The sequence below is a fragment of the Listeria monocytogenes genome (assembly GCF_900187225.1).
GTDB lineage: Bacteria > Bacillota > Bacilli > Lactobacillales > Listeriaceae > Listeria > Listeria monocytogenes.
Genome location: NZ_LT906436.1, coordinates 2261463 through 2276343 on the forward strand (window position 1 = coordinate 2261463; position 14881 = coordinate 2276343).

Here is a 14881-nt window from a genome sequence, read left to right on the forward strand (position 1 = left end):
TCCAAATCGCTTTTTTCATTCGTACATTTTTTTCATTCTGACTGGAGCATAAAGGAACGTGAAGATGACTACAAAAGCCAAATTAATTCCTAAAATAATCATCCCGCCGATGGTTCCATTTTGTGCAATACCAATCACGCTAAAGAGCAGTGCTTGAGCGAGTAACAAAATCCGTAGAAAATGGATAAAACTGCGATGACGATAACGATCATTAATCGGGTAAAGTCGTAGCATAATTTGCGCATCATAATGTTTTAACATCGGAATAAATTGAAAACCAGTTAAATACAAAAATAGTAGCGAAAAAATAATACTTAAATAAAAACCTTGAACAAACACAAGTAAAATAACTGCAATCACAGTAAGTCTAATGTATAGACCGGCATATTCATTTGTTCTAATAAATGTCCGACTGAACAAATAAGCAAATGTTTTTCTTTTCGCATATGGAATTGGTTGATAAAGGAAATCGAGATAGCTCCGTCTGCGAACCGTTCCTCGCAAGTGAGGTACATCCGTAAATAGATTCACTAAACGATAGAACCGATTCATCCGCGCTTCTTCTTTATCCACTAAATATTCCCAGCGTAAAGTTACTTTTGCAGTTTTAGTTCGAAGCCAGTAGTAACTCGCCGCAAGTACTACTAAAACCAAAGGAATAGAAATGTAAGGGGCTGCTATTAATGCAATATAAATTAAAATAGCGTTAAGGATAACACGAATAAACATCCATGTTGTGTCCGCTTCTTCAAATTTCATGCTTTCCCAGCCAAAATAAATATTCCATGCTTTAAGCATACTAAGTACAATAAACAAAGTGAAAAACTGACTATATGGAACCTTTGTCACTTCCACATACATCGGCATACAAACCCCAAGCACAATCACAAAAACATATAATTGCATGAAGAAACTTGCTATTTTTGCTTGAGAAAAATACGTATCCATTGCTTTTTCCTGTACAATTAAATAAACAATATCCGGTTTTTTCAACAACGTGGCAACAGGACTAACGGCAATAGAAGCAGTGAGTAAAATAACCATTAACGGAATAACGGGGAATGTTGGCTCAAGTGTCTTCACCCAACCAGCGTAATAAAAAATTCCCGCTCCAAGTCCAATCACAAGCACAAAAAGCAAATGATCATTAAACATATAACGAAGATAGCGCATGACTTCGGTCGTATAGGCACTAAAACGTTCTTTCCAAAGCGCTTTGCTGTCAAATATCATCTTCATCAGCTTCCTCTTCCTTTGTCAACTGAATGTAAATTTCATCAAGTGAAGCTCCTGGCATTTCGAAATTTGTTTGCAAGTCTTTTAATGTTCCTTCTGCGCGAATTTCACCTTGATGAATAATAATGAACGTATCGCAATATTTCTCAGCCGTTGCAAGTATGTGCGTTGACATCAAAATGCTTGCACCCTTACTTCGCATTTCATCCATCCAATTAAGCAGTGACTGGATTCCAAGCGGATCTAAACCAACAAAGGGCTCATCGATAATATATAATTTAGGCTCAATTAAAAAAGCCGACATAATCATTACTTTTTGTTTCATCCCTTTAGAAAAATGAGCTGGAAACCAATTAAGTTTTTTCTCTAAACGAAACTCCTTTAAAAGAGGCTTCATTCTTGCTTGCAGTTCTTCTTCTGATATACCATAAGCCATACCTGTTAATTCTAAATGTTCTTTTAAGGTTAATTCCTCATATAATACAGGTGTTTCAGGGATATAAGAGAATTGCTTTCTATATGTTTCTGTATCTTCCACTAATTGGTGCCCATTGATTTTAATCGTTCCTTGTTTAGGATGCATTAGACCAGTTATATGCTTAATGGTCGTACTTTTCCCTGCCCCGTTTAGCCCAATTAAGCCAACAATTTGTTTTTCTTCAATCGCAAATGAAATATCTTTTAAGACTGGACGTTTGGTATACCCGCCCGTCAGGTGTTCAACTTCTACTAAAGCCATTTCCATACCTCCTTACGTAATCTTTAGTTAATAATAGCATATTCGTCCCTTGAACTGTCAAAATAATCCACCACCTACTATCTAACACATGCTTTTCACTGCTTTTTATGTTAAATTAAAATAGTACATAATTATATGTAATGAAAGGTGGTCATACTTAATGGACGATTGCATTTTCTGCAAAATAGTTCGTGGTGAAATTCCTTCTGCCAAAGTGTATGAAGATGATGAAGTATATGCTTTCCTCGATTTAGGCCAAGTTACAGAAGGTCATACACTCGTAATTCCCAAAAAACATGCTAGGAACACATTCGATTTACCCGATGAAACGGCCGCTGAATTATTCCGCCGCGTACCAAAAATCGCGCGGGCATTAAAAGAAGCTTTACCGATTCAAGGATTAAATATTTTAAATAATAATGAAGAAGTTGCTTTCCAATCTGTTTTTCATTGTCACATCCATTTAATACCAAGGTATAGCAAATCAGACGACTTTGGGTTAAAATGGAAAGATAACGCAGACTGGTACACACAAGAACGTTACCAAGAAATTGCTGAACTTATTGCAGCAAAAGTAGACTAAAATGACTTTATGGATGGAGTGGAGTATAAATGAATAAAAAATCACTTATTTTCGGTATTTTAGCTGGTGGGGCAATTGGAGCCGCAGCCTCGGTATTATTTGCTCCAAAATCCGGCAATGAGCTTCGAAAAGATATTGTCGCTAAATCAGGTGAAGCAAGTGTTATTTTGAAAGAACTCGCATATAATGCAAATGAGCTTATCCAATCCGTTCAAGTTCTCGGCACAGAAGGTTCCACTTTATTAAAAGATGTTTCTTCTGACATCATGGAATCTGTTTCCAAATGGAATGAAGAAATGGAACCGGAGAAGAAACGCTTAAAAGACGAAATCAAAGATATGCAAAAAACAATTTCTGACTTAGAAAAAACGCTAAAAAAAGATAATAAATAAGTAGAGAAACTGGGCGACTGCTCAGTTTTTTTATTTGTCTAAAATCCCTTTCAAAAAACCGTCATAATTAGACAATAATTTCTCTAAAAAAAGCTTGAATTTTGTAGCATTTGAGCATACAATACTATGGTGCCTTCTGATGGAAGAGCACTATTTTAGCTATAACTGGAGGAAAGCTTACAATGCGCTGCCTAAAATCAATCAACACAGAGCGACGAGACGAATTTAATCGACTTTTCCTAAAAGGAATTCTTGTCTGGCTAGCTGCCGTATGTATTTGTTTTTTAACACAACATTTGATCTATCCTGATCAACTCACAAATGATTATCAACTTGCTAGCTTTTTAGGTATTATTTTAATTTACCCAATTCATAAATTACTTCATATTCTTGGATGCTTTAAATACCGTGAAGGAACTGTTATTCAGTGGCGTATTCATTTCTTTTTCCTTCCTTGTATCAAATTAAATATTAAGCGAATAATACCAAAATGGCATTACATTTTTTCGTTAATTTTACCATTTGTGATTATAACAACTATTTTAGTCGCATTAATGCTTTTCACACCAATCGGACATTCCGGTATGTTCCTATTATTACTATCTGTCCATTTCGGAATGAGCTTTTCTGATTTTACACATATTAAAAAATTATGGAAAATGCCGAAGAATTGCTTTATCGAAAGTGCAGAACGTGGATTTTCTGTTTTAATTTCTGACTAAACCATAAGAATATCATTAAATTTCTTTCATCTTTTCTTTTTACCTTTAATTTATGTTATGATAGTTATTGTGTTAAGCGGGAATTATTCCAACAACTAAGGAGTGTGTTTTATTTAATGAAGAAGAAATTAATTCTTGGACTTGTCATGATGATGGCATTGTTCAGTCTAGCAGCGTGCGGTGGCGGCGGAGATGTCGTTAAGACAGACTCTGGCGATGTAACAAAAGACGAACTTTATGACGCAATGAAAGATAAATATGGCTCTGAATTCGTACAACAACTGACTTTCGAAAAAATTCTTGGCGATAAATACAAAGTAAGCGACGAAGATGTTGACAAGAAATTCAACGAGTATAAATCACAATACGGAGATCAATTCTCTGCAGTTTTAGCTCAAAGTGGCTTAACTGAGAAATCTTTCAAAAGCCAACTTAAGTACAACCTGTTAGTTCAAAAAGCTACCGAAGCCAATACTGACACTAGCGACAAAACACTTAAAAAATACTATGAAACTTGGCAACCAGATATTACTGTAAGCCATATTCTTGTAGCTGATGAAAACAAAGCCAAAGAAGTTGAACAAAAACTGAAAGATGGCGAAAAATTTGCTGATTTAGCGAAAGAATATTCTACAGATACTGCTACTAAAGACAATGGTGGACAATTAGCTCCATTCGGTCCTGGTAAAATGGATCCAGCATTTGAAAAAGCAGCTTATGCCCTTAAAAACAAAGGCGACATCAGTGCTCCAGTAAAAACACAATACGGATACCACATCATCCAAATGGACAAACCTGCAACAAAAACAACTTTTGAAAAAGATAAAAAAGCTGTAAAAGCTTCTTACCTTGAGTCTCAATTAACTACTGAGAACATGCAAAAAACACTTAAAAAAGAATACAAAGATGCTAACGTGAAAGTGGAAGACAAAGACTTGAAAGATGCTTTTAAAGATTTTGATGGTTCTTCATCCAGTGATAGCGATTCATCTAAATAAGCACTAAAAAACACGCTTGGAAATTTCCAAGCGTGTTTTTTTATTCAAATGTAGGATTATAAAACGAACGATTATCTAATCCAAATACTCGTTCACTGAATTCGCCCGGTTTTGTATGTTTTAGTACTTTATCCATCATGTTCAAGGAAGCGTCCATTAAATCAATTTGGTGTAAAATCTCGGCTTCACGTACAAGCGGTGGTTTTGGACTCCCCCACTCACCTTTACCATGATGAGATAGAAGAACGTGTTTTAAAACCACGACTTCTTCACCATCAATCGAAAGTTCGTCAGCAATTTTGCTCACCTCTTCTACTACGATGGAAATATGGCCAATTAAATTACCTTCTAGTGTATACGTCGTTGATACTGGGCCTGAAAGTTCAATGACTTTTCCTAAATCATGTAAAATCACACCTGCGTATAATAAGTCTCGATTAACAGATGGGTAAAGATCGGCAACTGATTTTGCAAGTCGTAACATCGAAACTACATGAAAACTCAAACCGGAAACAAATTCATGATGATGACGCATTGCCGCCGGATAATCATAAAAATCATCTTGATATTTTTTAAGCAATGCGCGCGTAATTCGTTGCAAATTCGCATTTTTCATTTCGAAAATATATTGTGTGATTTCATCGGCCATTTCTTCTTTATTAATTGGCGCGGTTTCCATAAATTCACTAGCACTAACACCGTCCAGTGCTGTAGCTTGCCTAATTTGGCGGATTTTCAATTGTTTTCGACCACGATAATTTTGAATATCACCCATAAGGTGAACTATTTGTTGTACCCCGTAATTCGCTTCATCACTTTCTTTAACATCCCATAGTTTTGCTTCTAATTCACCCGATTTATCTTGTAAAACAAGACTCAAGAATGGCTTTCCGTTGCTAGCCGTTCCTTTTACACTTGATTTAATTAGCAAGAATAGGTCTACTGTTTCTCCAACTTCAAAATCTAATAATCTTTTTTCCATTTTATCGCCTTCTTTCTTTCTGTAGTAAGAAGTTTCTCCACCCATTATAGCATGCGTATGTCCTCACTGGAAAAATATTTGCGAGTTTCTTGATGGCATGTGAAAAAAATGACTTGGTTTTCACTTTTTCTTTTTCGGAGCAGTTGCATCATTTGTCCCATCCTAGCAGAATCAAAATGCACAAATCCATCATCAATAATGATTGGTAGTGGAAAATCTTTATGAATCACATCAATTAAGGCAAAACGAATAGCCAAATATAATTGTTCTTTTGTTGCTTGGCTTAGCTCTTCTGGGAAGAATGGTACAACATTCTTACTTTCTACTTGAAGCCTATTATCTTGTAAGTATACTTTGTCATAGTTACCATTAGTTAAGTGGTTGAAATATTCACTTGCTAATTTTAACGTTTTAGGAAGTTTTCCTTCTTGTAACCGTTGCATTGTATCTTGTAAAATTTGAAGCGCCAGTTTTGTTTCTGTCCATTCGACTGCTATTTGTTGTAGTTTGCTCTTTTCCGAATAGAATTCTTGCATCAATACCGCGAAAGTCCCGCCTTCTTCTAATTTGTGTATTGCGTGGTTTTGTGCCGCGAGTGAGGCATGGATTTTTTCTTGTTCTAGTTCTATTTGGCGAAGTGTTTCTTCCAATTGCAGCTCTTTTTCTTTGATAGTTGCTTGGTTTTCATATTGATTTAGAGCTATTCGCTTTTCTGGTTCAAGTTGGGCTTCTATTAGAACTAATCGTTCTCGCCAATTCTGTTCTTCTTTTACACGAATTGCAGCCATACGAAATTCTTCTTCATTCTTCGCATTAGCACTCGCTAATAAATCTGCTTTTTCTTTCTTTATGAGCAATAAATCTTGCTTAACTAAGTCTAGTTGCATCGTTACTTGTTCCAACTTTTCTGCAAGCTTTGCATTTTCAGTTAAGTGGTTCCGATAATAGAGCAAGCCTTGTCGTAAAAAAGTGATTTTTTCTTCTGTATCCGTATATTTTCCAGGCAATTCTAAGTTTGCAAGTCTTGCTTTATATACTTCTTGTTTCTCTGCTAATGGTTCTAGTTTTGAGATAAGTTCCATTGCAAGTTGAGCTTTTTCACTATTTTTTTTATAAACCGCAAGCTCATATGCCCAATTTGCATCGGGATTATGTTTTATTCCTAAATCAGAAAAAAGTTGTTTTAATTCCATTGTATGTTGATAAATTGTTTCGTTTAGTTTATTCTCGGTTGCTCTTAGTTCAGCTATTTGTGATGCAATAATGTCCATTTCGTTGAGAAGCTGTTGCCATTCTTGCCTTATTTTCTTTTGTTCTAAAAAAACTAAAAGTTGTTCATTGTTTGTTGGAAGTGCTTTCCATGTAGTCATAATTGCATAACCCACAATAAGCGCAGATACAAAAACAAGTGCTACACTCCAGATAGATTGGAAAACAATCATCAGTGATAAAGCTACAGCAAAAATGCCAAATGAAACAAAAGTCTTAGTTCTAAATGTTTTAGGCTTCTGTTGCATTTTTTCTTTTGCTTGTTGGAATGTTCTATTATCCCACATATCCATTTCTATTTGATCAATCTTCTTTTGGAGTTTTTCTTCTGTATCATTAGTAAGTTTTAATTTTAACTGAATTTCATGTTGTTGCTCTTTGTGGAACTGTTCTTTTTCTTTTAAACGGGTCATTGTTTGTTCAAGTTCGCTCGTCCATACTCTAAATGTTTGTTTTGAGTCAACTTGATGAAAATTAATCTCTTGTTTTAAATTCTTTAACTGGATTTCTCGCTCTCCAAAAGCTGCATAGGTTTCGATTAAATATGTTATTTCTGCTTCATTTTTGGCAAAAAAAGCGCTATGTTCATAATCATTGTTGCTAATTAGATTTTTTTTACGTTCTTCCAATTGAATAAGCTGATTTTGCCATTCTTTTTCTCGGAGCTGTAGGTGTTCTAATCGTATAATTCCATCTGGCGGAAAAGTAGCTTCCTTTTTTTGGGAAGCCTTATTACTTAGTGCTTTCCATTCTTGGTATAATGGCCACAAATCCCCTAATGTTTCTAATGTATCTAACTCTACTCGTTTAGTTGTTTTTTCTATTTGCAACTCTGCTTGTCTTGCTGACGCTTGCTCTTTCTCATTAATTAATTCTTCATATTGCGCATTTTGCTTTTTGGCATTTTGAAAAGCTTGTTGGGCTTCTTTTACTCTTTTAAGCTGTTGATTGATTACTGGATTTCGCCCACTTGGTTTATAAAGACTATCTAGTTTTTTTTGTAATGTTTCTGCTGTTTTTAAAAGTGCATCCGAGCCAGTTGTTCCTGTCGCTAACAAATAGCGTTCAAACTCTTTCTTCTTCCATTGATGAATATTTTGTAATCCGTGTATATCAAAAGAAAAGATAGCCTCATAGGTGTTTCGATCAATTTCGCCAATAATTTCTGGCAATTTTTCTTCTCCAGCAGTTTGACCATCACCGTAATATATTCGAACATCTCCAGTTGCTTTTCCTTTTAAACGTTCAATGATGACTTTTCCAAAAGAGGTGTCTTCTAGCGTTAATCTTCCGCCGTATGGTCCACCGTTTTTTGGCTCCATGCGTGGTATTGATTGTTGTTTCGTTGGAAAACCAAACAAAATACTATGTATAAAAGCCATAATAGTTGATTTTCCGGCTTCATTTTCACCATAGAAAACTTGAAAATTGGCGATGTTATTAAAATGAGCATCGGACCATTTCCCATAACCAATGATATCAATGGATGTTATTCTCATTTTTCATCACCCTCCACTTCTGCAAGTGTCATTCCTAGTTCCATTAAAGCATTTTCCAAGAGTCTCTCACGCTCTTGTTCCGACAAATCATCCAAGTATCTGTTTGCACCACTTTCAAGATACAGCGCTTCTACTGATTGATAAAAAGCTGATTCATCTTGTAGTTGCTCAAATGAGCGCATAATTTCTTCTCCTGCTAAATGCGATTCATACCATGTTTGTAGATTACTTCGATTCGTTATCTCAGTTGTCAATTTGTGGACCCACACAAAAGTAGTGTTTGAAAGCTCTACTTCTTCTTGAAGCATTTGCAACCAGTCATTTGTATTTATTTTTTGCGAACTAGCCATTTGAATAATTATATGAAGAAAATACGAATGGCTACGTCCTTGATAACTTTCTAGAACATTAGTAATTTCTCGGTAAAAGGCATTTATTTCACTATTTTTCGGCAACGGGATGATAATTTCTTCCCAAATAATCGGACTTGTACCAATAAAATCAATTGTTGTACTTGCTTCTGATAAGTTGATGATACTTGCGCCTTTTTCACCTGATTCTTTGCGGTTTCGCCCTTGAATATTTCCTGGGTAATAAATGCTAGGAGACTCTGCAAGCAATTGTCTCTTATGAATATGACCTAGTGCCCAGTAGTCAAAACCTTTTTTGCTAATTTCTTGCACGCGAAATGGGGCGTAGACATCATGTTCCTCGCTACTAGATACTTCTGAGCCATGTAATAACGCAATATGAAAATCAGCATCACCTTGAACCTTGTATTCATCTATTCGGCTTGAGCGAATATGGCGTTCATTGTAACTAAATCCATAAATATTAACGCTCACACCGGTGGCTGTTTTATGCAACATTACTTCTACTTGCTCTGAAAAAACGTGAACATTGCTTGGTAATGCGAGTTTTTCTTTATGCTTTTCTATAAAATCATGATTTCCATGAATCATAAACACGGGGATGTTCGCCACTTCTAACCGTTTCATTTCTTTTGCAAAACGCGCTTGAGCACGGACACTTTGATCTTCACTATCATATATATCTCCAGCAATTAAAACGAAATCTACTGCTTCTTTTATCGCCACAGTTGTAATCCGTTCTAATGATTGAAATGTGCTTTCTTGTATAGCAGAAAAAAGCGGCTGTGGTAGCGTCGAAAGCCCGATGAAAGGACTATCTAAATGTAAATCAGCCATATGTAAAAATCTGATTTCTTTCATGACTTTCGCCTCCTATAAAAACCGAATATACGTTCTTATTATATCGTACTATTGCATTAGGTACAAGCATTTCCAATAAAAAAATGACCCTATTATCTGCTAAATAAATAACAAATAATAGAGCCACTTGGTTTAACGAAAATTAATCATTAGCTACATTATAAAGATCTTGTAATGGCGTCATGATAATGCGATTTAGATCATTGATAATTGTGCTCATCGCTTGCTCTTTTTCCATTAGTTTAACGATTAGTTCGTTTTCTTGAACTTCTTGCGCTACTTGTTGTGCTACATCTACTGTTTCATCGTCAATTTCTTGACCAGTCATTTGTTTTTCTTGGATAGTTACTTGAACATCGCGAAAACGTTCGAATTTTGCTTTTGCATCTGCATTTTCGTTTACTTCACGGTATGCATCTTGCAAGCTGATGAATTCAGGTGTTTCACGAATTCCTTTGTCTAAATCATGTGCTAAATCATAAATATTAACTGCCATTGATAAATCCTCCAAATATCTGTATTTGTCACTTCTGTTTCACTATAACAAAAAGTCGCCGGTTATTCCAGTATAAAAGAACTAAATCCACATTGCGAGAATTCCTTGAATAATTCCAATAAAACCTCCTAAAATCCCACCTAAATAAGTAATCATTTTCAATTCTCTTCCAGAAATCTCTACAACAAGTTTTTCGATTTCAGGTAAAGAAAAAGTGGCAATTTGTGTTTCGACTAGTTTCGCTAAGTCCATTCTCTCTACTATTTCCGCGCTATGCGTTGCTACAAAATCAAGCATCCGTTCTACTGCAAATGGAATTACTTTTTCTGTAATAGCTGCCTCATAGCCACGTAGTATCACTTGAATGGGCTGATTAAATAATTTCTCATGAGGTAAAGTTTGGATAAGTTCAGAAGTAAGTTGTCCAGCTAAATGAGCTTGCTTTTCAGTCGGGATAAGCTCTTGTAATTCTTTTGCTTCGAAGTTTTTCCATTCTGTTGTTAGAAGCTGGTTAATTAGATTTTTGGTGTCTTCTTGACCAATGAGTTTTAAGCCTTCTTGTGGAATTTTTTCAGAAAAGCTATCGATATTAATAAACATTCTAGCCATGCTTCCCATTTTGCCGTGTTCTTCAAAGAATTTTTGTAGCATTTGTTTAATTTGGATTTTGCCTTCTTCACTCGCTACAAATAATGTCATTTTGCTCGTGATTCTTTCTGTTACATGTGGTAGTTTAGTTGTTAGTTCTGACTCTAACATTGTTGGAATTAAATCGCTCATTTTTGTCGTTTTTTTAGTAGTTAGAAAGTGGTTGATTTCTTTCTCTAAGGTTTTTTCTATCCATGCCATAGAACGGATTTCTGCATTTTCATAACCAAAATGATGTAGGAGTTCATTAGGTGTTGTTTCTAATTTCATTTTTTCATGGAACATTTTCGTAATGGTATCAGTTATTTCTTTTTGTAAATTCTCATCTAGCAAACGAGCACGAATGGCGTCTTCTGTAAGCAAATGACTCACTACTACTTTTCCGATGTGCTCGGCTAGTTCATCACGTCGTTTTGGGATTAAACCTGGGGTAAATGGTAAACGTTTATTAAATAGGTAAATGGCTTTGTAGGGGCGAAAAAGCATTCGGATGGCTATATAATTCGTCATTGCGCCAATAAATCCGCCAATCACTGCCATTAAAAGTATCGTAAATAACACTGACATGTTTTGCATCTCCTAATATTTGTCTAGTAAAAGTGGTTTCATTATACGTGAAAAATCCCTAGACAACAATTGTTTCTAGGGAAGTTCATTCTAAAGTATGAGATTACAAATTAGTCATTTTCAATGGATTTATCCACAAATCAAATTCTTTTTCTGTCACAAAGCCGGTTTTGATTGCCGCTTCTTTTAATGTCGTATTTTCATCAAAAGCCAGTTTGGCAATTTTAGCAGCTTTTTCATAGCCGATATGCGGATTCAATGCTGTAACAAGCATTAGGGAGTCATTTACTTTTGTTTCAATAACTTTTTCATTCGCAGTAAGTCCTTCCAAACAATGCACTCGGAACGAACGCATGCTATCTGCAAGAAGTTTGATAGATTCTAGGAAATTAAAAATGATAACCGGCTTGTAGACATTTAACTCAAAGTTCCCTTGGCTTGCGGCAACATTAATTGTCACATCATTTCCCATGACTTGAGCCGCTACCATCGTAATTGCTTCACATTGGGTAGGGTTTACTTTCCCGGGCATAATAGAGCTTCCTGGTTCATTAGCTGGTATCTCTAGCTCACCTATGCCGCTACGTGGTCCACTTGCTAATAAACGGATATCATTAGCAATTTTCATTAGATCCGAAGCAAGGCTACGAATGGCGCCATGAACAAAATTAATCGGACTATGACTAGTTAAAGCAAAATACTTATTGGAATCAGAAGTAAAAGGATATCCCGTTTGTTTCATCAATTCTTCGGCAACCTTATCACCAAAATCACGTGAGGCATTTAAGCCCGTTCCAACTGCAGTCCCGCCAATTGCAAGTGGCAAAATTGCTTTCATACTTGTTTCAAGATAGTTTTTATTATTTGTAAGACATGCTTCCCAGCCACTAATTTCTTGACCAAGTGTTAAAGGAGTTGCATCTTGTAAATGCGTTCTACCAATTTTAACGAGATGCATATATTTATTTTTCTTCTCTGTCAAAACAGCTTCCATTTTAGTTATTTCTGGTAAAAGTTTTGTTACTAAAGCCCCGTATGCGGCAATGTGCATCGCTGTTGGAAATGTGTCGTTCGAGCTTTGTGACATGTTAACATCATCATTTGGATGAATTTGTCCTTCGCCTAAAGTTAAGTTGGCAACGTGTGCGATAACTTCATTGACATTCATGTTGCTCTGCGTTCCGCTTCCTGTTTGCCAAACGACTAAAGGAAAATGCTCATCTAGTTCTCCTTGAATGATTTGATCACAAACCTGGCCAATCGCTATCGCTTTTTCTTCGGCTAGTTTTCCTTCTGCTGCGTTCACTTTTGCAGTGGCTTTCTTTAACTGAGCAAAAGCATATATAATTTCTATCGGCATAGGATTATCACCAATAGCAAAATTCCTTTTACTTCGTTCTGTTTGCGCTCCCCAATATTTCGTCGCATCTACAGAAATTTCTCCAAGCGTATCTCGCTCTATTCGTTCCATTTCGCCACCCCTTTTTATTCTATTTTAGTATAAAGCGGATGTTTTCGCAAAACACATGGAAAATGTTCGCTATTCCGTTTTTGGAAGTGCTTTTATTTTAATCATTAGAACAGTCAAGCCTACAAGTAAGATAATCCAGGCTGCAGTAATCAAAATTGTGGGAATAAAATAATCCATCGTCTTACCGGACATAATAAGCATAGTCGCATTTTTACTTAAATACGCCGGATTAAATATTTGAATCCAGCCACCAAGTCCACTGATTAGTCCTAAAACAATCGCTATAAAGACACTAATCATTGCAACAACGGCATTACTATCAAAAATTGAGCTCGCAAAAACCACCAAACTAATAACAAAAATAAACCAAACGGCATACACAAAAAATCCCTCAACTAATGAATTAATCGCTAATTCTCCAAATAGAAAGTACGTATAGTAAGCAGCCAAGACATAGCCGATTAAAAGCGAACTTAACCCCACCACACATTGCATTACCCATTTCGATAACACGTATTCCACAGCGCTCACTGGCCTTGTCATAATAAATGCCAACATACCTCTTGTTCGGTCATTTTGAATACAAGCCATCGCAACAACGATGATAATGATAATACCAATTTGATCAAACTGGGAGCCTAGTGTTTGTGCCATCACTTCCTGAGCTGATTGATTCCCCATTAGTGCAACTACCTGCTCCGTTTCCGCCCCTGTGCCAACTGCTTTTAGAATTTCTGGTAAAAAATACATCATTAGTGGTTGTGTGAGCCCAAGAAGTGCGAATACAATCGGAAGCCAGATAATTTTTAAACTTCGACGTTGTTCCAGCCATTCTTTTGCTAATAAAGCATTAAAATGTGTCATTTGCCCACCTTCTCCATAAAAATTTCCTCTAAACTTTGGTGTCTATTTTCAACACGAATAAATTCACCATCTATTTGTAATAAAGAGCTCAAAACAGCTTCTGATCCAGCTTTTTGATTAGTTGTGTAAACTTGATAGACCATTCCAACTTTTTCAATTTTTTCCACGTATTTATTTTGAAGCAGTAACGTTTGCCAAGCTTCACTATTTCCATTAAATTCGACATCAAACACCGGAGAGCTTTCTTCTTCCATAAGTTGCACTACGGTTTTATCTGCAACTAATTCGCCATTTTTGATAATGGCAATGCGGTCACAAATTTCTTCAGCATCTTTTAAAATATGTGTAGAAAATAAGATAGTAATCTCTTTTTTTAGTTTGTCTAATAGCAGCATCATTTCGCGGCGACCAATAGGATCAAGTGCAGATACTGGTTCATCTAGTACAAGGAGTTCTGGTCGATGCAAAATGGCTTGAGCAATCCCGAGTCGTTGTCGCATTCCACCTGAATACGTACTAATTTTTTTATTTGCACTCTCTTCTAACCCTACCAATAATAAGACCTCGTTAATACGAGCTTTTAGATCCGTCTTTTCCATATTAGATAGCTTTCCCATAAAATGAAGGCATTCCGTCGCACTCATCCAACCATAAAATTCTGGATACTGCGGTAAAAAACCAATTTTCTCTCGAACTAATTTTGCACTTTCACCATCTAAAGTAATTTGTCCTTCATCCTGTGTTAAGATTTGGACAATCATATTAATCATCGTTGATTTTCCAGCCCCATTAGGACCGATAAGTGCCACACATTCTTTTTCATTGATAGTGAGGTCAATTCCTTTAATGACCCATTTGCCATTATATTTTTTCTTTAGCCCTTGAATTTCTAATTTTTTCATTAGTTACCTTCCTCTTTTCGGCCAAAAATAAAGTAGGCAATTGGGCCAAAAATGTTGATAACGATAATAACAACTAGCCAGATAACCGGATTTTTTCGTTCATTCCAGTTTTTTGTTAAGTCAATAATAGCTGTTAATAATAAAGCTAAATAGAGAAGAATTACGGGTATAATTAATGCAATTTGTGTTTTATCCAATGTACTCACCTCATCCTTTGTTATACTTATTGTATAACAGTTATAATATTAATGCAATATAAAAAAGCACATTTTACTAGAGAT

Annotated in this window: 15 protein-coding genes; 4 read left to right on the forward strand and 11 right to left on the reverse strand. The window is 35.7% G+C overall.

Annotated features, from left to right (window positions below; translation table 11 throughout):
- Positions 1-15 precede the first annotated feature (15 nt).
- A complete protein-coding gene (locus CKV70_RS11430; RefSeq protein ID WP_003723832.1) occupies positions 16-1239 on the reverse strand; it encodes an ABC transporter permease in 1224 nt (407 codons plus the stop codon).
- A complete protein-coding gene (locus CKV70_RS11435; RefSeq protein WP_003723833.1) occupies positions 1223-1975 on the reverse strand; it encodes an ABC transporter ATP-binding protein in 753 nt (250 codons plus the stop codon). The genes CKV70_RS11430 and CKV70_RS11435 overlap by 17 nt, the downstream gene beginning before the upstream one ends.
- Positions 1976-2135: 160 nt before the next feature.
- On the opposite strand from CKV70_RS11435, the gene CKV70_RS11440 reads away from it, so the two are divergent.
- The 4 genes from CKV70_RS11440 to prsA2 all read left to right on the forward strand — a co-directional run bounded on the left by CKV70_RS11440 (position 2136) and on the right by prsA2 (position 4670).
- Positions 2136-2558 carry an HIT family protein gene (locus CKV70_RS11440; protein WP_003723834.1) on the forward strand — a complete coding sequence of 141 codons (423 nt, stop codon included), beginning with the start codon at positions 2136-2138 and terminating at the stop codon, positions 2556-2558.
- Between the two features lie 29 nt (positions 2559-2587).
- Positions 2588-2950, forward strand: coding sequence for a YtxH domain-containing protein (locus CKV70_RS11445; RefSeq protein ID WP_003720598.1), 363 nt, complete (start codon positions 2588-2590; stop codon positions 2948-2950).
- Positions 2951-3132: 182 nt separating this feature from the next.
- Entirely contained in the window at positions 3133-3672 is a 540-nt protein-coding gene (locus tag CKV70_RS11450) for a DUF3267 domain-containing protein (RefSeq protein ID WP_003731889.1), read from the forward strand.
- Positions 3673-3788: 116 nt separating this feature from the next.
- Positions 3789-4670: a post-translocation chaperone PrsA2 gene (prsA2, locus tag CKV70_RS11455; protein WP_003724025.1), complete on the forward strand. Its 882-nt coding sequence runs from the start codon at positions 3789-3791 to the stop codon at positions 4668-4670.
- A 40-nt stretch (positions 4671-4710) separates the two neighbouring features.
- Here prsA2 and yhaM read toward each other — a convergent pair whose 3' ends face one another.
- The 9 genes from yhaM to CKV70_RS11500 form a co-directional block, all read right to left on the reverse strand.
- Positions 4711-5652, reverse strand: a complete 942-nt coding sequence (gene yhaM / locus CKV70_RS11460; protein ID WP_009924694.1) for a 3'-5' exoribonuclease YhaM — start codon at positions 5650-5652, stop codon at positions 4711-4713.
- 44 nt (positions 5653-5696) lie between these two features.
- Entirely contained in the window at positions 5697-8420 is a 2724-nt protein-coding gene (locus CKV70_RS11465; RefSeq protein ID WP_014601053.1) for an ATP-binding protein, read from the reverse strand.
- A complete protein-coding gene (locus CKV70_RS11470) occupies positions 8417-9652 on the reverse strand; it encodes a metallophosphoesterase family protein (protein WP_014601054.1) in 1236 nt (411 codons plus the stop codon). Before CKV70_RS11470 ends, CKV70_RS11465 begins: the two co-directional genes overlap by 4 nt.
- A gap of 142 nt (positions 9653-9794) precedes the next feature.
- Positions 9795-10148, reverse strand: a complete 354-nt coding sequence (locus tag CKV70_RS11475) for a YlbF/YmcA family competence regulator (protein ID WP_003723354.1) — start codon at positions 10146-10148, stop codon at positions 9795-9797.
- Positions 10149-10229: 81 nt separating this feature from the next.
- Positions 10230-11363, reverse strand: coding sequence for a DUF445 domain-containing protein (locus tag CKV70_RS11480; protein WP_014931008.1), 1134 nt, complete (start codon positions 11361-11363; stop codon positions 10230-10232).
- A 103-nt stretch (positions 11364-11466) separates the two neighbouring features.
- On the reverse strand, positions 11467-12834 hold the full coding sequence (gene fumC / locus CKV70_RS11485; RefSeq protein WP_003731883.1) for a class II fumarate hydratase: 1368 nt from the start codon (positions 12832-12834) through the stop codon (positions 11467-11469).
- A gap of 69 nt (positions 12835-12903) precedes the next feature.
- On the reverse strand, positions 12904-13698 hold the full coding sequence (locus CKV70_RS11490) for an ABC transporter permease (protein ID WP_003731882.1): 795 nt from the start codon (positions 13696-13698) through the stop codon (positions 12904-12906).
- Positions 13695-14600, reverse strand: coding sequence for an ABC transporter ATP-binding protein (locus tag CKV70_RS11495; protein ID WP_003731881.1), 906 nt, complete (start codon positions 14598-14600; stop codon positions 13695-13697). The genes CKV70_RS11490 and CKV70_RS11495 overlap by 4 nt, the downstream gene beginning before the upstream one ends.
- Positions 14600-14797, reverse strand: coding sequence for a PLDc N-terminal domain-containing protein (locus CKV70_RS11500; protein WP_003740815.1), 198 nt, complete (start codon positions 14795-14797; stop codon positions 14600-14602). The genes CKV70_RS11495 and CKV70_RS11500 overlap by 1 nt, the downstream gene beginning before the upstream one ends.
- Positions 14798-14881: the final 84 nt, after the last annotated feature.